The sequence below is a fragment of the Paracoccus fontiphilus genome (assembly GCF_017356265.1).
Lineage (GTDB): Bacteria > Pseudomonadota > Alphaproteobacteria > Rhodobacterales > Rhodobacteraceae > Paracoccus > Paracoccus fontiphilus.
The window spans coordinates 1-21,109 of record NZ_JAFNAW010000042.1 but is presented as its reverse complement, the minus strand read 5'-3'; the positions used below and the strand labels follow the sequence as shown (position 1 = coordinate 21,109).

General features: G+C 67.0%; 18 protein-coding genes. 13 read left to right on the top strand and 5 right to left on the bottom strand.

Annotated features, from left to right (window positions below; all coding sequences use genetic code 11):
• Positions 1 to 18: 18 nt before the first annotated feature.
• A complete protein-coding gene (locus J0F76_RS13945) occupies positions 19 to 729 on the bottom strand; it encodes a GntR family transcriptional regulator (RefSeq protein ID WP_207470336.1) in 711 nt (236 codons plus the stop codon).
• A 126-nt stretch (positions 730 to 855) separates the two neighbouring features.
• Between J0F76_RS13945 and araD the strand changes: the two genes are divergently transcribed.
• Genes araD through J0F76_RS13930 form a run of 3 tightly spaced genes read left to right on the top strand, consistent with a single transcriptional unit; the run spans position 856 to position 4,888 of the window.
• Positions 856 to 2,592, top strand: a complete 1,737-nt coding sequence (gene araD / locus J0F76_RS13940) for an L-arabinonate dehydratase (protein ID WP_207470334.1) — start codon at positions 856 to 858, stop codon at positions 2,590 to 2,592.
• A gap of 9 nt (positions 2,593 to 2,601) precedes the next feature.
• Complete coding sequence (locus J0F76_RS13935; RefSeq protein ID WP_207470332.1) at positions 2,602 to 3,318, top strand: ribonuclease activity regulator RraA; 717 nt, start codon at positions 2,602 to 2,604, stop codon at positions 3,316 to 3,318.
• Between the two features lie 55 nt (positions 3,319 to 3,373).
• On the top strand, positions 3,374 to 4,888 hold the full coding sequence (locus J0F76_RS13930; RefSeq protein WP_207470331.1) for an aldehyde dehydrogenase (NADP(+)): 1,515 nt from the start codon (positions 3,374 to 3,376) through the stop codon (positions 4,886 to 4,888).
• On the opposite strand, the gene J0F76_RS21255 is transcribed toward J0F76_RS13930, so the two are convergent.
• The 3 genes from J0F76_RS21255 to J0F76_RS13915 all read right to left on the bottom strand — a co-directional run bounded on the left by J0F76_RS21255 (position 4,843) and on the right by J0F76_RS13915 (position 7,385).
• Complete coding sequence (locus J0F76_RS21255) at positions 4,843 to 5,241, bottom strand: hypothetical protein (RefSeq protein WP_207470330.1); 399 nt, start codon at positions 5,239 to 5,241, stop codon at positions 4,843 to 4,845. The two genes, J0F76_RS13930 and J0F76_RS21255, sit on opposite strands and share 46 nt — an antisense overlap.
• Positions 5,234 to 5,677, bottom strand: coding sequence for a hypothetical protein (locus J0F76_RS13920; protein WP_207470329.1), 444 nt, complete (start codon positions 5,675 to 5,677; stop codon positions 5,234 to 5,236). The genes J0F76_RS21255 and J0F76_RS13920 overlap by 8 nt, the downstream gene beginning before the upstream one ends.
• A 79-nt stretch (positions 5,678 to 5,756) precedes the next feature.
• Positions 5,757 to 7,385, bottom strand: a complete 1,629-nt coding sequence (locus tag J0F76_RS13915; protein WP_207470328.1) for a hypothetical protein — start codon at positions 7,383 to 7,385, stop codon at positions 5,757 to 5,759.
• Between the two features lie 581 nt (positions 7,386 to 7,966).
• Between J0F76_RS13915 and J0F76_RS13910 the strand changes: the two genes are divergently transcribed.
• From J0F76_RS13910 to J0F76_RS13865, 10 genes are all read left to right on the top strand, one after another.
• Positions 7,967 to 8,884, top strand: a complete 918-nt coding sequence (locus J0F76_RS13910) for a dihydrodipicolinate synthase family protein (protein WP_377707440.1) — start codon at positions 7,967 to 7,969, stop codon at positions 8,882 to 8,884.
• A 1-nt stretch (position 8,885) separates the two neighbouring features.
• Entirely contained in the window at positions 8,886 to 10,391 is a 1,506-nt protein-coding gene (locus J0F76_RS13905; RefSeq protein WP_207470327.1) for an aldehyde dehydrogenase, read from the top strand.
• Positions 10,391 to 11,734, top strand: a complete 1,344-nt coding sequence (locus J0F76_RS13900) for an NAD(P)/FAD-dependent oxidoreductase (RefSeq protein WP_207470325.1) — start codon at positions 10,391 to 10,393, stop codon at positions 11,732 to 11,734. Before J0F76_RS13905 ends, J0F76_RS13900 begins: the two co-directional genes overlap by 1 nt.
• Positions 11,735 to 11,763: 29 nt before the next feature.
• Complete coding sequence (locus J0F76_RS13895) at positions 11,764 to 12,699, top strand: LysR substrate-binding domain-containing protein (protein ID WP_207470323.1); 936 nt, start codon at positions 11,764 to 11,766, stop codon at positions 12,697 to 12,699.
• A 231-nt stretch (positions 12,700 to 12,930) separates the two neighbouring features.
• Positions 12,931 to 13,785, top strand: coding sequence for a glycine betaine ABC transporter substrate-binding protein (locus tag J0F76_RS13890; RefSeq protein ID WP_207470321.1), 855 nt, complete (start codon positions 12,931 to 12,933; stop codon positions 13,783 to 13,785).
• Positions 13,786 to 13,846: 61 nt separating this feature from the next.
• Entirely contained in the window at positions 13,847 to 14,920 is a 1,074-nt protein-coding gene (locus J0F76_RS13885; protein WP_207470356.1) for a quaternary amine ABC transporter ATP-binding protein, read from the top strand.
• A gap of 3 nt (positions 14,921 to 14,923) precedes the next feature.
• Entirely contained in the window at positions 14,924 to 15,751 is an 828-nt protein-coding gene (locus J0F76_RS13880) for an ABC transporter permease (protein WP_207470319.1), read from the top strand.
• Positions 15,751 to 16,581, top strand: coding sequence for an ABC transporter permease (locus tag J0F76_RS13875; RefSeq protein WP_207470318.1), 831 nt, complete (start codon positions 15,751 to 15,753; stop codon positions 16,579 to 16,581). Before J0F76_RS13880 ends, J0F76_RS13875 begins: the two co-directional genes overlap by 1 nt.
• Before the next feature lie 137 nt (positions 16,582 to 16,718).
• The gene (gene glyA / locus J0F76_RS13870; protein WP_207470317.1) at positions 16,719 to 17,984 is read left to right on the top strand and encodes a serine hydroxymethyltransferase; all 1,266 of its coding nucleotides are present in this window, start codon (positions 16,719 to 16,721) and stop codon (positions 17,982 to 17,984) included.
• Positions 17,985 to 18,066: 82 nt separating this feature from the next.
• Entirely contained in the window at positions 18,067 to 19,059 is a 993-nt protein-coding gene (locus tag J0F76_RS13865; protein ID WP_207470316.1) for a 4-hydroxyproline epimerase, read from the top strand.
• A gap of 118 nt (positions 19,060 to 19,177) precedes the next feature.
• Here the strand turns inward: J0F76_RS13865 and J0F76_RS13860 are convergent, their stop codons facing one another.
• A complete protein-coding gene (locus J0F76_RS13860) occupies positions 19,178 to 20,830 on the bottom strand; it encodes an alpha/beta hydrolase (protein ID WP_207470315.1) in 1,653 nt (550 codons plus the stop codon).
• Positions 20,831 to 21,109: the final 279 nt, after the last annotated feature.

Here is a 21,109-nt window from a genome sequence, read left to right as displayed (position 1 = left end):
GATGCGGGTCGCGGATCCTCACGCGAAGTATTGCGGAAATTCCCGGCGCAGATCTTCCACCTTGGCGACGGTCTGGCTCAGATGGTCGCGGATGGCGGCCATGGCCTGTTGGGGATCGCCGCTGCCGATGCCCGCGACGATGGCCCGATGGCCGGCCAGGATGTTTAGCACCTTGCCCTTTTCCGGCAGATGCAGGCGGCGGATACGTTCCAGATGACCGGACCGTTCGCGGACCAACTGGTGCAGGCCCGTCCGGCCCAGGCCCGCGAACAAAGTCTGGTGGAACAGTTCGTCCAGTTCCTGGAACACGGCGATCTGGCTGGGATCGTCGGCGACCGCCTCCTGCATCCGGATGATCGAGGCGGCGCGGGTCAGCACGCCCTCGTTGCCCTCCGTGGCCAGCCTGCGGCACACCTCGGTTTCCAGGGCGACGCGCAGGAAATGCGCCTCGTAGGTCTGCGGCACGTCGATGCGGGTCACCACGGTCTTCGACTGCGGAAAGACCATGACCAGCCCCTCCTGCCGCAAAAGCTGCAAGGCCTCGCGAATCGGCGTCTGGCTGACGCCGTAATGCTCGGTCAACTCGGTGCGGGTCAGCGTCGTGTCGGGCGGCAGGTCCAGCGTGATGATCCGCTTGCGCAGGCTTTCATACACGCGCTGAACCGTTCCTCCGGCACCCGGTGCAAGCGTTTCCATCAATCCAAGGCTGGCCGCGATCGAGATTGCCATGCCGCTCTCCTTCCATCGTGCAGGTCAGATACGGCCTGCATCCACGATCATAAAGGGATTGATATACCGCGTGAAATGAAATATTAGTATGAACAGTTGGGCGGTGCCCGACACGGAGGAGAGATCATGTCGATCAGGAAAACAGCCGCCGATCTTCGGTCGGCCCGATGGTTCGCACCCGATGACCTGCGCAGCTTCGGGCATCGGTCGCGTATGATGCAGCTTGGCTATGGCGAGGCGGATTTCCACGGCAAGCCGGTCATCGGCATCCTGAACACCTGGTCCGAACTGAACACCTGCCATTCCCATTTCCGCGAACGCGCTAAGGACGTGGCGCGCGGCGTTCTTCAGGGCGGCGGCCTTCCGGTCGAGATGCCGTCGCTGTCGGTCGACGAAAGCTTCACCAAGCCCACCTCGATGCTGTATCGCAACATGCTGGCGATGGAGACCGAGGAGATGATCCGGTCCCACCCGTTGGACGGCGTGGTGCTGATGGGCGGCTGCGACAAGACCACGCCGGGGCTGGTGATGGGCGCGATCAGCGCGGGCATCCCGATGATCTACCTGCCCGCCGGGCCGATGCTGCGCGGCAACTATGCCGGGCGCATCCTGGGGTCGGGGTCGGACGCTTGGAAATACTGGGACGAACGCCGCGCGGGCAACATCACCGACCAGGAATGGATCGGGCTGCAAGGGGGCATCGCGCGGTCTGCCGGGGTCTGCATGACCATGGGCACCGCGTCCACCATGACCGCGATCGCCGACGCCATGGGCATCACGCTGCCGGGCGCGTCGTCCATCCCTGCCGTGGACGCCAACCACCAGCGCATGGGCGCCGATTGCGGCCGCCGCGCGGTCGAGATGGTGTGGGAGGATCTGACCCCCGACAAGATCGTCACCCAAGGCGCGGTCCGGAATGCCGCCATCGTGGCCATGGCCACCGGCTGTTCCACCAACGCGGTCGTCCACCTGATTGCCATGGCGCGGCGCGCGGGCATCGCCCTGTCGCTGGACGACCTGGACGCGCTTGGCCGCACCACGCCGCTGATCGCCAATGTCCGCCCCTCGGGCAAGGACTACCTGATGGAGGATTTCTATTACGCGGGCGGGCTGCGGGCGTTGATGACGCAGATCACCGACCGGCTGGACTGCGACGCGCTGACCGTCACGGGCAAGACCCTAGGCCAGAACCTGGAGGGCGCGGTCGTCTATAACGACGATGTCATCCGCCCGTTGTCGAACCCGGTCTATCACGAAGGATCGCTGGCGGTGCTGAAGGGCAACTTGTGCCCCGACGGCGCGGTGATCAAGCCCGCCGCCTGCGACCCGCGCTTTCATGTCCACGAAGGCCCGGCCCTTGTCTTCGACAGCTACCCCGAGATGAAGGCCGCCGTGGATGACGAAAACCTGGAGGTGACGCCCGATCACGTCATGGTCCTGCGCAACGCGGGTCCGCAGGGCGGGCCGGGCTTTCCCGAATGGGGGATGCTGCCGATCCCCAAGGCGCTGATCAAGCAGGGCCACCGCGACATGCTGCGGATTTCGGACGCGCGCATGTCCGGGACCTCCTACGGCGCCTGCATCCTGCATGTCGCGCCCGAAAGCTATGTCGGCGGGCCGCTGGCGTTGTTGCGGAACGGCGATACCGTGCGACTGGACCTGCCGAACCGGCGGCTGGACATGCTGGTGGACGAGGCCGAGCTGGAGCGCCGCCGCGCCGCCTGGACGCCGCCACGGCCCCGGTTCGAACGCGGCTATGGCTGGATGTTCCTGCAGCACGTGACGCAGGCCGACCAGGGCTGCGACTTCGATTTCCTGCAAACCGACTTCGGCCGCGCGGCGGGCGAGCCCGACATCTTCTGAGGAGCCATCATGACCCTGTCCGACGAAACTCGCGCCAAGCTGAAAAAGGTTTCCACCGCGTCCATTGCCACGGCGCTGTATAAACGCGGCCTGCGCAACCAGTTCATTCAGGGCGTCGTCCCCGTCGCCCCCAAGGACGAGAACATGGTCGGCCCCGCCTTCACGCTGCGCTACATTCCCGCGCGCGAGGATCGCAACCCGATCACCGTCTTCCGCAACGCCGACCATCCGCAGCGCGTGGCGATCGAGACCTGCCCGCCGGGCCATGTCCTGGTCATGGACGGGCGCAAGGACGCCCGCGCCGCGACGGCCGGTTCCATCCTGATCACGCGGCTGGCGCTGCGGGGCGCGGCGGGGGTCGTGACCGATGCGGGCATGCGCGACGCCGAAGGCATCGGCAAGCTGGACATGCCCGCGTACTTCGCCAAGTCCTCGGCGCCCACGAACCTGACGCTGCACGAGGCGCTGGACATCGACGTGCCGATCTCCTGCGGGGATGCGCCGGTGTTTCCCGGCGACATCATGGTGGGCGACAAGGACGGCGTGATGGTGATCCCCGCCCATCTGGCCGACGAGATCGCGGACGAATGCACCGGCATGGAAAGCTTCGAGGATTTCGTACTGGAACAGGTCCAGGGCGGCGCGGCGATCATCGGGCTTTACCCCTGCACCAAGGACGAGAACCAGAAGAAATACGAGGAATGGCGTGCCCGCACCGGCCGCTGACCCTCCCGGTGGGCCGGGGCATCCGGTCCGCGCCACGACGACGAAAGGACTTCCGATGACCTTCACCCCCCACGGCAAGCACCTGATCGCAGGCTTCTGGGTCGGCACCGAGACCCGCTTCCCCAATGAGCCCGCCACTGGCCCGGTCCACGAGTTCAGCATGGGCACGGTCGAACTGGTGAACCGCGCCTGCGAGGCGGCCGAGGAGGCATTCTGGTCCTATGGCCAGGCCTCGCGCGAAACCCGCGCCGCCTTCCTGGACGCCATCGCAGACGAGATCGAGGCCCGCGCCGAGGCGATCACCGCCATCGGCACCGCCGAGACCGGCCTGCCCCCAGCGCGGCTGAACGGCGAGCGCGGCCGCACCACCGGTCAGTTGCGGTTGTTTGCCGAGCATATTCGCAAGGGCGACCATCTGGACCGCCGCCATGACGCGGCGATGCCCGACCGCCAGCCCGCCGCGCGCCCCGAGATCCGCATGGTGCAGCGGCCCATCGGCCCGGTCGCGGTGTTCGGCGCCTCGAACTTCCCGCTGGCCTTCTCGACCGCGGGCGGCGACACCGCCGCCGCCTTGGCCGCTGGCTGCCCGGTGGTGGTCAAGGGGCACAGCGCCCATCCCGGCACCGGCGAGATCGTGGCCGAGGCGGTCCATGCCGCCATTAAAAAGACCGGCGTACATCCCGGCGTGTTCAGCCTGATCCAGGGCGGGCGCCGCGAGGTGGGCACCGCTCTGGTGCAACACCCGCTGATCAAGGCCGTGGGCTTCACCGGGTCGCTGGCCGGGGGGCGCGCGCTGTTCGACCTCTGCGCGCAGCGCCCCGAGCCGATCCCGTTCTTCGGCGAACTGGGCAGCGTCAACCCGATGTTCCTGCTGCCGCACGCCGTGAAGGCGCGGGCCGAAGATCTGGGCAAGGGCTGGGCCGCTAGCCTGGCCATGGGCGCGGGCCAGTTCTGCACCAATCCCGGCATCGCGGTCGTCGTCGACGGCGCCGATGCCGACCGCTTCGTCGCCGCCGCCAAGGCGGGACTGGAGGGCGTGGCCCCGCAGACCATGCTTACCGACGGCATCGCGCGGGCCTATCGCGAAGGCCGCGAACGGTTCGAGACGCGCAACTCCGTCACCCCGGTCCTGTCCACCGACAGCCGCGACCGCCAGGCCAGCCCGAACCTGTATGAAACCACCGCCGAAGCCTACCTCCAGGACCACGCCCTGGGCGAGGAGGTCTTCGGTCCGCTGGGCCTGGTGGTCCGCGTCCGCGATGTGGACGACATGCTGCGGCTGGCCAAGGGGTTTGAGGGCCAGTTGACCGCCACGATCCATATGGACGACGCCGATCTGGCCGACGCGCAAACGCTGCGCCCGGTGCTGGAGCGCAAAGCGGGCCGGGTGCTGGTCAACGGCTTTCCCACGGGCGTCGAGGTGGTGGACAGCATGGTCCATGGCGGGCCTTACCCGGCCTCCACGAACTTCGGCGCGACCTCGGTCGGCACGCTGTCGATCCGCCGCTTCTTGCGCCCCGTCGCCTACCAGAACTTCCCCCAAGCGCTTTTGCCCGAGGATCTGCAATGAAGGACACCGCCATGATCGCCCCCGACCACCTGCGCGAGATCATCCGCACGGGCCTGCTGTCCTTTCCGGTCACGCCGTTCAATGAACAGGACCGCTTCGCCCCGGCCGTTCGTCTCGGGAAGGATCGTGACGGTGCGGAAGACCGAGATGGCGGCGTGCGTCGAGGGATGGAAGTAGAAGATCGTCGTGATCAGGCTGACCGTCAGGATCAGACAGAGCGTGATGCCCCAGCGAAGTTCGTACCAGACCGAGAACAGGTTGATTTCCCTGCCGACGCGCTTGCCCTGGACATAGCGCCGGTAAAGGAAATCCGGCAGGATCGTGATGCTGGAGCACAGAAGAAGTTCAAGCATGTCCGGACCCCCGCTCGGCGGCGACGGGGACGGGGACGGTCGGGGTGGGCGGAGACGGGTCCGCCACGGGTCCGTCCACCCTGTCGGCCATCCGGCCCAGCGAATGCGCCATCGAGGTGATGGGGGTGATGAAGTCCGGGATCGGGATTATTGCCAGAAGCAGGCCGACGATCCAGAAGATGTGGTTGTGCGTGAACAGCGCCAGCAGCCCGAGGACGGCCACAAGTTCGTACTGCAGCTTCTGCCCCCGGTGGGCCATGTGCTCGGGCAAGGCGTGCAGCTTCAGGTAGAAGACGCCGATGCCGATGACCGCGCCGACCAGAAGCAGCATCATCGCGATCAGAAGCCAGTCGGTCTGTCCGGGCGGGGTGATGAAGAAGGGCAGATGCGCCGTGCCGGCGGGGTGCAGGGCACCGGCTTCTTCCACGACTTCCATGAGTCTCTCTCCGAAACGGTCTTCTCCGCCAGCTTAGGCCTGCAAGCCCGACAGTCTAATGCTGGCGGGTAAGTTACTGTTAGTGGCGCTGGGATGCCCCCCGTTGCCGCAGCACCGCCACGCCGTTGCGCGAGGGGTCCAGGGTCAGGACCAGCTTGGCCACGAGGTCGGGATGGATCTGGCGGGCGCTGAGGTCGTCGTGCAGCCTGTCGAGGATGCCGGGCGCGATCGCCTCGGCCCTTGCGAGATGGGCTGACGCTTCCCCGTGCCGTCCAAGCCGGATCAGCGCGGCGGCACAGGCGATGTGAGGATGGGGATGGACGTCGGCGGGGGCGATCGCCGCCATGGCCTCCTGCTGCGCCTGTTCGTAGTCTCCCATCGCGAAACGATACAGAAAAAGCCCGATGTGGTATTGGACGCTTTGCTGCGGATTGCGCTGGAAGGACGAAATCAGAAGCGGGACCCCGACGTCCCATTCCATGCGCATCGCACAGCGGAAACCGAATTCGGCGTTGAGTTCGCTGTCGTTGGGGTTGAGTTCGCAGGCAACCCTGAGGGTTTCAAGGGCCTTGCCCGGCTGGCCCGAGAACCACTCGGCCACGCCGAGGGCATGACGGGCCCGCCCGGACATCGGGGCAAGCTGGACGGCGCGCCGGGCCAGCAGAAGGGCGCGCTCGATCGGCCGGGGATGCTCGGGTCCGCAGTCGAGCCCGTATCGCACCGCATCGCTGTAGAGCAGCGACAGGCAGGCATGTGCCCCCGCAAATCGCGGGTCCTCGGCGATGACCCTTTCCAGATCCTGGCGCAGCGGCTCGAAGCGCCCCAGGTCGACGGTGCGCCAGTAGTCCTGGAACTCGATGAGCTTGTGATAGGCCGCGAACTGCGTGGGCATCTCGCCGGCCATTTCCCTGGCCTGCCCGTCCATGATCCCGTCGCGTTGCGCGATGATCGACGCCACTTCCCCGGCGATTGCGCCGCAGACCGCCACGAGTTCGCTGGGATCGAGCGACTGGCCGATGACCCGTTCGATGCTGTGCGACCAGAAGAAGCGTCCTTCCCGGACATTTTGAAGAAGGAACTCGGCCCGGATCGAGGTTCTGGTGATCGTCAGGTTGCCGGTCAGTTCATAGTCGATCTCGACCCTCGGGGCGCTGTGGGCCTCGGACAGCGCCATGCTGGTCCCGAAGCCATACACGAAAAGCTCGGTGAACCTGGTGAGCGCCGAGATGACCTGCAGCGTCAGGGTCCGCCCCAGGTCGGGCCAGTCCGCGGCCCAGCAGTGCTGTTCGAAGGCGCGAACCATGACATGCGGGGCCTTCATGTGAAGGTCCAGGGGCGCCGACGCCGGCACGGAAGGGGCCGGTTCCGGCGCTTCGAAGGCAGGAATGTAGGTGCCCTTGGGGATGGTGATGCGGATGCCGGTCAGGCTGCCCGCGGCAAGATAGTGGTGTTCCAGCGCGCGGCGAAGCCGGCCTGCCTCGATGCGGACGATGGGGTCCTGGAGCGGGTCGAAGCTGTCGTCGCGCCCGAACACGTCCGTGGCGATGCTGTAGGCCTTGATCCGCTCGCCCCGTCCGGCCAGCGTCTCCTCGACGACGTATGCCAGAAAGCGATGGTTGCGGTCCGTCGCCTGGAAGCTGGGGGCGCGAAGAACGTGGTTGAGTTCGGCACGAACCTGTTCTTCCGAACCGATGGGATGGTCATTCATGATCCCCTCTCCCTGTTCCGTCCGCCTTGGCGGTCCACCGTTTACAACAGGATTAACAGTAACATACTGGCGCCACCAAAGCATTTCTTAACGTATGATACGTGGCATCATAGTTCTTTGCGCGACATTGTGTTTGATGCGGATCAAATGCTTGCCCGCCGTCCCGGGTGATGCGTTGTCTTGGCGGCAAGGGATCGGCGTGTCCCGCACCGGCGCCGCCCGTCCGCCACCAAGGACGACGTCCGCAGCCGGATTGCCGTCGTTCGCGGCATTCCCCTTCCCAAGGCAACCGAGGCAACGGGGCACACGCAGGACACGCTCGGGGCAAGGACCGGTCTTGCGCATCCTGGCCCGCCTGCCGCACCGCCGATCCGACGAACGCGTGCGCAAACAGATCCGTGTGGGTCCTTGGATGCTGCCGGCGCGGGGTCGTTCGGTCGCAACGGCCTTGGAAAAGCGGCTTGGCAGCAGGCACCCCTCGTTTTCCTAATGCGCTGCCCGACAATATTCTCCTTTGCGGGACTTGCCATGCCGGGCGTAGCTGTAGCCGTCACCGCTTGCTGGACAGGAGGCCGCGCCCAATGACCCCCCGGATGGTGCTGGAAGGCATCTATACCCCGCTGATCACGCCATTCCATGCGGACGGGTCATTCGACCTCGACGCGCTTGCCGAGCTGATCGAACGCCTGATCGACGCGGGCGTCCATGGCCTCATCTCGGGCGGCTCCACGGGCGAGAACTATGCCGAGACGGTCGAGGAACGGCTGGAACTCGCGCGCTTCATCACCGAACGCACGAACGGCCGCCTGCCGGTGATCGTCGGCACCGGGGCCATGCGCACGCCCGACAGCATCGCCCTGGCCGAAGGCGCGCGCGACATGGGCGCGGACGCGATCCTGCTGGGCACGCCGCCCTATTCGGTGCCCACCGAACAGGAAAACGCCCTGAACGCGCTGGCCATCGACCGCGCCTGCGGCCTGCCGATCATCCTTTACAACTATCCCGGCCGCATGTCGGTCGAGATGGGCACCACCTTCCTGGATCGCGTCGGCCGGTCCAAGAACGTCATCGGCATCAAGGAAAGCTCGGGCGACATCAACCGGGTGCATCTGCTGGCGCGCGACTATCCGCATATCCAGATGTCCTGCGGCATGGATGACCAGGCGCTGGAGTTCTTTGCCTGGGGCGCGCGAAGCTGGATCTGCGCGGGATCGAACTTGCTGCCGGAAGAACACATCGCCTTGTATCAGGCCTGCGCGGTCGAGGGGAACTTCGACAAGGGCCGCCGGATCATGTCGGCGATGCTGCCCTTGATGCGGGTCCTGGAACAGGGCGGCAAGTTCATCCAGTGCGTCAAGCACGGGGTCGAGGTCACCGGCCTGCGCGCCGGGCCGATGCGCCCGCCGCTGAAGGGGCTGAACAAGGATGAGAAGCGCGCGCTGGAACAGGTGATCCGCACGCTGAAAACCACCGTCAAGGCGATCACGGAAGGCAACTGAGATGAGCGATCTTCTGACCACCGAGGAATACAAGTCCATCGCCGCGTCGCTGGTGCTGCCGCAGAACGCCTTCATCGACGGCGGCTTCCGCCCGGCGATCAGCGGCAAGACCTTCACCACCACGAACCCCGCCACGGGCGAGGCGCTGACCGAGGTCGCCGCCTGCAATGCCGCCGACGTGGATCTGGCCGTCGAGAAGGCCCGCGAAGCCTTCGAGGACGGCCGCTGGTCGCGCCTCCATCCGGCCGAGCGCAAGGACGTGCTGATCAAGCTTGCCAAGCTGATGGAACGGAACGCGCGCGAACTGGCGGTGCTGGAAAGCATCGACGCGGGCAAGACCATCTATGACTGCGAGACCGTGGACGTGCCGGAAACGATCCACGTCATCAAGTGGCACGCCGAACTGATCGACAAGATCTATGACCAGGTGGCGCCCGCGTCCGACAACCACATCGCCATGATCGTGCGGGAACCGGTGGGCGTCGTGGGCCTGGTGCTGCCCTGGAACTTTCCGCTGCTGATGCTGGCCTGGAAGATCGGGCCTGCCCTGGCCGCCGGTTGCTCGGTGGTCGTGAAGCCAGCCGCCGAAACCTCGCTGACGGCGCTGCGCGTCGCGGAACTGGCGGCCGAGGCCGGGCTGCCGCGCGGGGTGCTGAACGTCGTCACCGGATCGGGCGCGGATGTGGGCGAGCCGCTGGGCCGCCACCCGGACGTGGACATGGTCAGCTTCACCGGATCGACCGTCACGGGCCGCCGCTTCCTGCATTATTCCGCCGACAGCAACCTCAAGGAGGTCGTGCTGGAACTGGGCGGCAAGAACCCCTGTATCGTCCTGGACGACGCCGAGGATCTGGATGCCGTCGCCGCCCATGTCGTCAACGGCGCCTTCTGGAACATGGGGCAGAACTGTTCCGCCGGCTCGCGCCTGATCGTGCACCGCGACATCCAGGACAGGCTGATGGAACGGGTCGAGGCGCACGCCCGCGAATGGATCGTGGGCGACCCGCTGGACCCTCAGGTCCGCGTCGGCGCCCTGGTCAGCCCCGCGCATTTCGGCAAGGTCTCCGGCTACCTGGAAGCGGCGCAGAGCGAAAAGATCCTGCTGGGCGGCAACATCGTCAAGGAAGGCTTCATCGAGCCGACCATCGTCCAGACCGCGCGCGATTCCAGGCTGGCGGTCGAGGAGATCTTCGGCCCGATCCTGACCGTCATCCAGGTCGGCAGCTTCGAGGAAGCCATCGCGGTCGCCAACGACACCGAATACGGGCTGGCGGCCTCGATCTTCACCGCCAACGGCAAGCGGGCGCTGCGCGGCGCGCGGATGCTGCGGGCGGGGACGGTGACGGTCAACAGCTTCGGCGAGGGCGACATCACCACCCCCTTCGGCGGCTACAAGCAGTCGGGCTTCGGCGGACGGGACAATTCCATCCACGCCCATGACCAGTACACCCAGCTGAAGACCATCTGGCTGGACCTGACGGACAACTCGGACGCGGGCGTGGACTGATGGCCCGGCACGACGCCAGCCGCACCCCCGTCTTCAACGGCCCCGCCGGGTGGAGCGTGATCCTGCCGCCGGTCGCGCCCCGCGCGCGGCTGGAAGGGCAGGCGGGCTGCGACATCGCCATCATCGGCGGCGGGTTCGCGGGCCTGTCCGCCGCCCGGCGGCTGAAGCAGATCGACCCCGGCCTGGATATCGCCATCCTGGACGCGGCGCGGATCTCGGAAGGCGGCACCGGGCGCAATTCGGGCTTCATGATCGACCTGCCGCACGAACTGACCTCGGGCGACTATGCCGGGGCAGGGGACAGCCACGACCGGCAGTTGACCAATCTGAACCGCAAGGCCATCGACTTCGCCGGACAGGCGGTCGAGGACTATGCCATTCCCGAGGGCTATTTCCAACGGACCGGCAAGATCAACGCCGCCGCATCGAAACCCGGCATCGAGGGCAACATCCACTATGCCGCCCACCTGCGCGAGTTGAACGAGCCGCACGAGATGCTGGACGCGCAGGCGATGCGAGAGATCACGGGCAGCAGCTACTACAAGGGCGGGCTTTACACCCCCGGCACGGCGATGCTGCAACCGGCGGGGTATGTGCAGGGCTTCGCCGCCGGGCTGGAACAGGACGGCGTGCGGATCTACGAGAACTCGCCCGTCACGCGCATCGAAAGCGGCAACGGCTGGAGCCTGACGACCGAGCGGGGCGAGATCCGCGCGCCCAAAGTCATCATGGCCAACAACGGCCATCTGGAAAGCTTCGGCTTCAAGCGCGGGCGGCTGATGCATGTAATGCTGAACGCCTGCATGACCGAGGAGTTGTCCCCGGATGCCCTCCGCGCGCTTGGCGGGCATGAATGCTGGGGCGCGACGCCCGCCGACCCGATGGGCACCACCGTGCGCCGCATCGGCCCGGCGCAGGGCGGCAACCGCATCGTGATCCGGCAGGGCGGATACTACCGGCCCGACATGCAGACCAGCGCGGGCGATCTGGCGCGCACCGTGCGGGCGATGCGGAAAAAGTTCGACGACCGCTTTCCGATGCTCAAGGGCGTGCGTTTCGAATATTCCTGGTCGGGCCACCTGTGCCTGGCGCGCAACAACGTGTCGGTCATGCGGCAACTGGAACCGGGGCTTTACGCCGCCTGCGTCCAGAACGGGCTTGGCACCGCGCGGGGCACGCTGACCGGCATCGGCGCCGCCGAACTGGCGACGGGGCGGCAAAGCGACATCACCGCCTTCTTCACCGCCGAGGCGGAACCCGTGCGCCTGCCGCCCCATCCCTTCGACACCATCGGCGCCAATGCCTATATGCGTTGGAAAGAATGGCAAGCCCGGCTAGAGTGATCCCCCGTCAACAAGGGGATCCCGCCGCCATGCCGCCGATCAAGCGCCGCTACCTGCCCTCGCTCGGGTCCTTCGCGACATTCGAGGTGGCGGCAAAGCATCTCAGCTTCACGCTGGCGGCGCGCGAGTTGAACGTCACGCAGGGCGCGATCAGCCAACAGGTGCGGCTGCTGGAACGCGCGCTGGGGGTGGACCTGTTCCTGCGCAAGCACAACGCGCTGGAACTGACGCCGGAAGGGATCAGCCTTTACGCCGCCGTCAGCGACGGCCTGGACACGATCAGCGCCGCCGTGTCGGTGATCGCCGGAGAGGAAGGGCCGGAAACGATCACCGTCTCGGCCACCGATGCCATGGCAAGCTTCTGGTTGAAGCCGCTGATCGACAGCTTCCGCGACAACCACCCCGAGATCGGCTTCGTGGTGCTGGCATCCGACGCCGACGACACCCTGCGCAACTATTCCGAAGTGGACCTGTCGATCCTCTGCGGCAACGAACGCTGCGAGGTGGGCGAGGAACTGCATTTCCTGTTCCCCGAGGTGGCGCAACCCGTCTGCACCCCGGCTTTCCTGGAAGCTCATGGCCCCTTTGCCGAGCCTGACAGCCTGAATCGCGTGAACCTGCTGCACCTGCACGACCGCCATTGGTCCGCCGAGGCCATCGGCTGGCATCCCCTAGGCTGGAAGGAATGGTTCCAAGCGCAGGGCGCGACATGGACCGGGGCACCCTCCAGCCTGTCCACGAACAAGGTGAACCTGCTGATGGCCGCGACCCTGGCGGGCGAGGGCGTGATGCTGGGCTGGCAGCACATGGTCCGCGCCCCCATCCGCGAGGGCAGGCTGGTCCTGGCGCATCCGGGGCAACTGACCATCGGACGCGGCAATTTCCTGAACTGCCGCCAGAAATCGCTGAAGCGGCCCAGCGTGGCGGGCTTTGTCGATCACATGCTGGCCTCGCTGAAGCTCTAGGGCGTTGCGCTAGAATTTCTAATGCAGCGCCGCAGGATATTCTCGTTTGCCCCAGCGGCGACCCATGACGGATAACCGGTGACAGCCGGGACGGGGAATCCCGGTCGGGGAACCCGAGGACGACCCCGATCACCAGAAACCAGCACACGGGCCGGGCCCCGTCCGCCGCGCGCCTCTCGCGCGGCGCCGGATCGCCGCGGGCCGACGATTGGACAAACAGAGAGGATATCCATGCGCACGATCTTCAACGCGATCATGGCCGGGGCCGTCGCCCTGGGGCTTGCCGCCCCGGCGATGGCGCAGGACGACAAGGTGATCCAGATGGGCACCCTGTCCTGGGAAGACCTGACGCCCATCACCGGCATCACCAAGAAGGTGCTGGAGGACAAGGGCTTCACCGTCGAGGTGACCGAGTTTTCCGAATGGGGCATCGCCTATGCCGCGCTGGCCAAGGGCGACGTGCAGATCCTGGCCTCGCAGACGGACTATGTCGCCCATGATTACTGGCAGCGCAACAAGAACCGGCTGGAGAAGATCTCGCCCGTGTCGCACGGGCTGTACCAGGGCATCGCGGTGCCGAAATACGTGCCCGTCGATTCGCTGGAGCAGCTGAACGAGAACGCCGACAAGTTCGGCGGCAAGATCGTGGGCATCGAACCGGGATCGGGCCTGATGCGCGATGCCGCGAATGCCGTGTCCGAATACGGCCTGGACCTGCAACTGGTCGAAGGCAGCACCGCCGCCATGACCGCCGCGCTGAAGGCCGCGACCGACCGCCAGGAATGGATCGCCGTCACCATCTGGGAACCGTCCTGGATGGCGCAGAAGTTCGACATCAAGTACCTGGCCGATCCCAAGGGCGTCTTCCCGCCCCCGCAGAGCTATTACTGGATCGGTCAGGACGGCTTCTCGGCCGAGAACCCCGAGGCCCGCGAAGCCATCGCCAGCGTCTACGTGCCCTTGGCCGACATCACCGCGATCAACGCGGCCGTGAACGACGGCAAGACCATGGACGAGGCGATCGCCGACTGGATCGCCGCCCACGCCGACTTGGTCGAACGCTGGAGCAACATCAAGTCCTACTGAGCACGACCGGGCGGCCCAGGTGGCCGCCCGCCTTCTGGCCAACAAGAACAACAGGGTGGATATGGAAAGCAACGAGGTTCTGATCGACTGCCAGTCGGTCTGGAAGGTCTTCGGCGAACGCAGCGCCGAGGCGATCCGGTCTATCGCGGAACGCGGCTTGACCAAGCGGGAAATCCTGAAGGAATACAACTGCGTCGTCGGCGTATCTGATGCAACGCTTCAGGTCCTTCGGGGAGAGATCTTCTGCATCATGGGATTGTCGGGGTCCGGCAAGTCCACCCTGATCCGGCTGCTGAACCGGCTGATCGAACCGAGCCTCGGCAAGGTCCTGGTCAAGGGCCGCGACATTGCCACCATGGACGCCGCCACCCTGCGCGAAACCCGCGCCCGCCACATCGGCATGGTGTTCCAGTCCGTCGCCCTTCTGCCGCAGCGCACCGTCCTTGAAAACGCCGCCTTCGGGCTTGAGGTCCAGGGCGTGCCCCGCGACGAGCGCAACCGCGCCGCCGAGGCCGCGCTTGCCAAGGTCGGCCTGTCCGACTGGAAAAGCCGCTTTCCGCGCGAACTGTCCGGCGGGATGCAGCAGCGCGTGGGCCTGGCCCGGGCGCTGACCTCGGACCCCGAGATCATCCTGATGGACGAACCTTTCAGCGCCCTTGACCCGCTGATCCGCCGCCAGTTGCAGGACGAGTTCCGGCAGCTGACCAAGGATCTGGGCAAGTCGGCTGTCTTCATCACCCACGACCTGGACGAGGCGATCCGCATCGGCGACCGCATCGCCATCATGAAGGACGGCGTGATCATCCAGGAAGGCACCGCCGAGCAGATCGTGATGAACCCCGCCGACCAATATGTCGCGGATTTCGTCGCGGGCATTTCCCGCCTGCACCTGGTCAAGGCGCATTCGGTGATGGTGCCGGTCGACCAATGGCGCCGCCAGTCGCCGGGCCTGTCGCTGGACGGCCTGCCCCATTGCTCGCCCGAGGCCGACATCGACATGCTGATCGGCAAGATCACCGGCACCGGCAGCGACGCCATCGCCATCGCCGACGGCGGCGGCATCGTGGGCGTCGTCACCACCCGCAGCCTGCTTCTGGGCGTGCGGGGCGAACCTGAAGTCCGTGCGGCGGCATAGCCCATGGAAAGCTTTGTCACAACCTTCGACACCGTGGTCGATGAGGCGCTGTTCTGGCTGTCGGACCACGCCGCCTTCATCTTCGACGGCATCCGCGTCATCCTGGAGGGGCTTTACGACGGCATCCTGTGGCTGCTGATGCTGCCGCCCTTCTGGGCCATGGCGATCATCGCGGGGCTGATCGGCTGGCGTGCCCTTGGCCTGGGCTTCGGGATCGGCGGCGCGGTGGCCCTTGTCGCCTGCGCCGCCATGGGCCTGTGGCCGGAAACCATGCAGACCCTGGCGCTGGTGATCGCGGCCAGCGTGATCGCGCTTGCGATCAGCTTGCCCCTGGGTGTCCTCGCCGGGCTGATGCCGCGACTGGACCGTGCCCTGACTCCGGCCCTTGACCTGATCCAGACCCTGCCGCCCTACATCTACCTGCTGCCTGCGATCGCGCTGCTGGGCTTTGGTCCCGCGACCGCCCTGGTCGCGACCGTGATCGTCGCCATGCCGCCCGCGATCCGCCTGACCGCGCTTGGCATCCGCCAGACCCCGAACGAGTTCCTGGAACTGGGCCAGGCGGTCGGCGCCAGCCGCGCACAGATGTTCTTCAAGATCCGGCTGCCCTTCGCCGTGCCGTCCATCATGGCCGGCATCAACCAGAGCCTGATGATGGCCTTCGGGATGGTGGTCATCGCCGGCATCGTCGGCTCGGGCGGCCTGGGCGAGACGATCTATGGCGCGATCCGCACGCTGGACATCGCGACCTCGATCAACGCCTCGATCGCCATTGTCGTTCTGACCATGCTTCTGGACCGCCTGACCCAGGCCGCAGCGAGGAAATCGTGATGGAGTTCAATCCCGGCGCCTTCCTTGCCCCCGTGATCGACTGGCTGAACGCCAACTTCCACGGCGTCTTCGCCCTGATCACCCGCGTGATCGAGGCCGTTCTGGGCGGCATCGAAGCCGCCCTGCTGGTGCTGCCTGCCTTCGCCGTCATCGCCATAGTGGTCGCAGCCGCCTTCTTCGCGGCGGGACTGCGCGTGGCGATCCTTGCCGCCTTCTGCCTGGGCTTCTGCTGGCTGGCGGGCCTGTGGGAGGCATCCATGCAGACCATCGCCCTGGTCGTGGTGGCCGTGGCCATCGCTGTCGCCATCGCCTTTCCGCTGGGCATCCTCGCCGCCCGCCGTCGGCGGGTGGAAGCCGCGCTGCGTCCCATCCTGGACGTGATGCAGACGGTGCCGCCCTGGGTCTACCTGATCCCGGCGGTGATGATCTTTTCCCTGGGACGCGTGCCCGCGATCATCGCCACCATCGTCTATGGCATCCCGCCGATGCTGCGCCTGACCACGCTGGCCTTTCGCGGGGTTCCGAACGACCTGAAGGAACTGGGCCAAGCCATTGGCGCGAAACCCTCGACGATCCTGTGGAAGATCGAGCTTCCCGCAGCCAAACCTACGCTTCTGGTTAGCCTGAACCAGTGCATCCTGCTGTCGCTGGCCATGGTCGTGCTGGCAGGCCTGGTCGGCGCGGGCGGTCTGGGGGCCGAGGTGACGCGCGGCCTGACCCGGATGGAGATGGGCCTGGGCCTGCGCGCGGGCCTTGCCATCGTCGCGGTCGCGATCCTGGTGGACCGCCTGACCCGGGGCGCGCTGGAGCGCAAGCCCCGCGCCGTCTGATCCGGTGCGCGCCGCCTTTGCGGCGCCACCTTTTCCGTGACGTGAAGCTTCCGGTCTTGTGACGCATCGCTACCGCCGCTCTTGGGCGGCATGGCGGTAGAACCGATCCGGGCGCCTGGCCCTTGAGGGAGATGAGAATGCTCGACACCAACACCACCGGGCTGACGGACAACGCCGTCGCCGCCGCCATCGGCCGCGAACTGGCCCGCCAGCAGGACCAGATCGAACTGATCGCGTCCGAGAACATCGTCAGCCGCGACGTGCTGATCGCCCAAGGCTCGGTCCTGACGAACAAGTATGCCGAGGGCTATCCCGGCAAGCGCTATTACGGCGGCTGCGAGTTCGTGGACGAAGTCGAGGAGATCGCCCGCGAGCGGCTGAAGCAACTGTTCGGCGCGGCGCATGTGAACGTGCAGCCCCATTCGGGCGCCCAGGCCAACCAGGCGGTGTTCCTGGCGCTGCTGCAGCCCGGCGACACCATCATGGGCCTGTCGCTGGCCCATGGCGGGCACCTGACGCACGGCTCGCCCGTGACCATGTCGGGCAAGTGGTTCAAGGTGGTCTCCTACGAGGTCGAGCCCGACACCCATCTGATCGACATAGCCAAGGTCCGCGAGAAGGCCCTGGCCGAGCGTCCGAAGCTGATCGTGGCGGGTGCCTCGGCCTATCCGCGCAGCCTCGACTTCGCGGCCTTCCGCGCCATCGCCGATGAGGTCGGCGCCTACCTGATGGTGGACATGGCCCACTACGCGGGTCTGATTGCGGCGGGGCAGTACCCGAACCCGGTGCCGCACGCCCATGTGGTGACCTCGACCACGCACAAGACGCTGCGCGGCCCGCGCGGCGGCGTGATCCTGACCAACGACGACGACCTGGCGAAGAAGCTGAACTCGGCCGTGTTCCCGGGCAACCAGGGCGGCCCGCTGATGCACGTGATCGCCGCCAAGGCCGTGGCCTTCGGCGAGGCGCTGGAACCCGCCTTCACCGACTACGCCCGCAACGTCATCGCCAATGCCCGCGCCCTGGCCGACACGCTGGCCCAGGGCGGCGTCGGCATCGTGTCGGGCGGGACCGACTGCCACATGGTGCTGTGCGACCTGCGCGCGCTGGGGGTGACCGGCAAGGCGGCCGAGATCGCGCTGGAGCGGGCTGGCCTGACCTGCAACAAGAACGCCATTCCCTTCGACCCGGAAAAGCCGTTCGTGACCTCGGGCATCCGGCTGGGCAGCTCGGCCGGGACCACGCGCGGCTTCGGCGAGGCCGAGTTCCGCCAGATCGGCGCCATGATCCTGCGGGTGCTGCGCGCCCTGGGCCAGAACCCCGAAGGCGACGCCGCCGTCGAGGCCGCCGTCCGCGCCGAGGTCAGCGCGCTTTGCCACCGCTTCCCCATCTACCAGGGGTGACACCAAGGGAAGGGGTCGTCCCCGATCCCCTCCGCCTTACGGCCCCGTCCTTGCACGGGCAGGGGCCGCAGCAAGGAACGCCATGAGAAAGACCTTCTTCTGCATCGACTCGCACGCCTGCGGGAACCCTGTCCGCGTCGTCGCGGGCGGCGGGCCGCTGCTACCGCACCTGCCCGTGGCAGAGCGCCGTGCCCTCTTCGTGCGCGACCATGACTGGATTCGCACCGCCCTGATGTTCGAGCCGCGCGGCCATGACGTGATGTCGGGGGCGATCTTCTATCCGCCCTGGCGCGACGATTGCGACGTGGCCGTGGTCTTCATCGAGGTCAGCGGCTGCCTGCCTATGTGCGGGGCAGGGACCATCGGCCTGTCCACCGTGCTGATCGAGGAAGGCCTCGTCAGTCCGCGCGTGCCCGGCACCCTGTCGCTGGAAACGCCTGCGGGCCGGGTCGACGTCACCTATCGGATGGACGGCGACAAGGTGGCCGAGGTCCGGCTGTTCAACGTGCCCAGCTATCTGCACGCCGCCGATGTGGCGGTCGACGTGCCGGGCACGGGCAGGCTGGTCGTGGACATCGCCTATGGCGGCAACTTCTATGCCGTGGTCGAGCCGCAGGACAACTGGCCGGGCCTCGACATCGGACCCTCGGCGATCATCGACCTCAGCCAGAAGCTGCGGACGGCCCTGGCGGATGTGATCGACCCCGTCCACCCCGAGGACGACCGTATCCGGGGCGTGCACCACGCGATCTGGTGCGATGCCCCCAGGGGAGAGGCCGATGGACGCGGTGCCGTCTTCTATGGCGAGAAAGCCATTGACCGCTCTCCCGGCGGCACGGGCACATCGGCCCGGATGGCGCAGTTGCATGGCAAGGGACGGCTGGCGGTCGGCGGCCGGTATCGCAACGAAAGCCTGATCGGCACGATCTTCGACGGCCGCGTCGAATCCGAGGTGGCCATCGGCTCCTTCACCGGCATCAGGCCCAGCTTGGGCGCCTGGGCGCGGATCATCGGCCACAACACCATCTTCGTCGACGACCGCGATCCGCTGTTCAAGGGCTTCCAGATCGGCTGAGGCTGGAACGGCCACCACGGGCAGGTGGCCGTTCCTTTGCCCCCACCGGATCAGGAAAAGAAGATCCCGGCATTGGAGGTTTTGGTCCGACCCGGTCGAAGGGCGTGCCCTCAACCCATCAGCCGCCGGTTGCCTGCGCCTGCAGCGCCGCGAAATGCGCGCGCAGCCGGTCAAGCCCCTGCCGGTCCCATCCCTCGGGCTGGGTGACGGCGATCCAGGGCGCGATGTGGTCCCCATAAGCGTAAAGATGGCCGTGCCCCATCGGGACATTCAGCGAAACCGCCATGTCGAAGGCCAGTTGCAGGAAGCTGACGATGGGATACCATCGCAATTCGGGCGACACGTCGGGGCCGCGCGGAGCATTCATCCAGCCGGGCGGGTGCAGCAGCGATCCGGGGCTGAAGAACACGACAGGATCGCTGGCATATTGCAGATAGACGATGCGGATTCCGCCCCAGGCATCCTGGGCGGACAAGCCCTGCTGTCCGTTCGTGAAGCGCACGGCCTGCGCCCGCTCCATTCGCGGCAGCCATTCGGGCGAGGCGGGGTCGCGTTCCCGGGTCACGGTCTGCCACAGCGGGCTGACAAAGGGCGGCCCGACCCACAGCGCGCCCGCGAAAGGCTGGTCGATCATCTCGGACAGGCGCAGGGACTGCTGCGAACTGTAGGCGCCAAGGCTGAGGCCGTACAGGTACAGCTTGGGCCGGGCTGCGGGTGGCAGGGTCAGCCAGTGGCGGCGCACGGCGCTGAACAGCGCCCGCCCGGCCTCGGCCGAGTATTCCGGCTCGACCAGCAGCGAGATCCAGCTTGGCAGATAGGAATACTGCAGCGCCACCGTCGCCACGTCGCCGCGATGAAGGTATTCCAGCGTTTCCATCGCCGCCGGGTCCAGCCAGCCGGTGCCGGTGGGCATGGCCACAACCAGGATCGAGCGGTCGAATCCGCCGATCCGGTCCAGTTCGGCGACGGCCAGGGCGGCGCGATCCTCCGCCGTGTCGGCGGCGTTCAGGCCGACATAGGCGCGCAAGGGTTGCAGGGCGGGGCCCCCGGCGACGGCAGCGATGGCCTGGGGGGTGGGCGTGGTGGCGATGTAGTTGCGCCCCTCGCGGCCCAGATCCTCCCACGCGACCAGGGACGCGGGGCTGCCAGTGCGCAGGGGATCGGCGGGCGGCCGGATGTCGGGCGGGACCACCGCGTCAAGGGCGCGGGCCGATGTGTCGGCGGTGCGGATGAAACCGCTGAACAGCACGCCGTTGGCCAGCGACCACAACAGCACTCCGCCGATGATCAGCCCAAGAAGATGCGCGGCGCGGCGCGGCACCACGCGCTCGATCCGCCCGATCAGGCGGCGCAGGAAAAGCGCGATCAGCTTGCTGAGGGTCAGCAGGACGGTGGCGACCGCCAGGGCGATGGTGCCGATCATCAGCGGCAGTTCGGCGGGGGCAGGCTCCATCCCCATGACGGTACGGATCGAGTTCTGCCAGTCCGTCGCCCGCCACAGGAACGAGGCGACGATCAGCGCCGCGACCGCGGCCGAGACCAGCAGCAGGCGGCGTCTCAGCCTGCCGCGGATCAGCGGCAGATCCAGCGTGACCCATATCCAGCGCAACAGCACCGCCACCCTATATCCCGCCGCGAAGCACACCCCGGCAAGCGCCCCCTGCACGCCTTCGCCTCGGGGAATCAGGCTGGGCGTCAGCGACGCCGCCATGAACAGCGCCCCAAGGACCAGGCCCGCGCCGGATACGGCGTCCGCGAGGCGCCTGATCATGCCCGGTGGGCGGCCGGAGGAGACGGTGACATTCTGCATGGTGCGATCAGGGCCGATGCGGCGGGCCGCGTCAATCGGCAAAAGGCACGTGCGCCGGATCTGGTCGCAAAGGCTGCGCCACGGGTTGCGCGAGGCGGGACAGCCTGTCGTGGCGATGCATCCCGGCAGGTGAAGCGCGGTCCGAAGGCCATGGCTGTTGATTTCCACCTAGAAGTGACCCAGGCAGGCACATAATTTCCATTGAGATTTGACCCATGTGACCCTTCCCCGACGCGGTGA